Source organism: Bacillus sp. HY001, assembly GCF_007558965.1.
Lineage (GTDB): Bacteria > Bacillota > Bacilli > Bacillales > Bacillaceae_G > Bacillus_A > Bacillus_A mobilis.
On record NZ_VLTE01000230.1, the window covers coordinates 1 to 234 of the forward strand.

The 234-nt window shown below is 50.9% G+C and carries 1 protein-coding gene; it reads left to right on the top strand.

Going from position 1 to position 234, the window contains the following annotated elements:
* On the top strand, window positions 1–234 hold a 234-nt coding region (locus tag FOT98_RS30660), incomplete at both ends, for a hypothetical protein (RefSeq protein WP_186292150.1).

A 234-nucleotide genomic window follows, 5' to 3' on the forward strand; every position in this document is an offset into this window, starting at 1 on the left:
ACCGGAAGATCCGAAAGAGCCAGAAGTGAAACCGGAAGATCCGAAAGAGCCAGAAGTGAAACCGGAAGATCCGAAAGAACCAGAAGTGAAACCGGAAGATCCGAAAGAACCAGAAGTGAAACCGGAAGATCCGAAAGAGCCAGAGGTGAAACCGGAAGATCCGAAAGAGCCAGAGGTGAAACCGGAAGATCCGAAAGAGCCAGAAGTGAGACCGGAAGATCCGAAAGAGCCAGA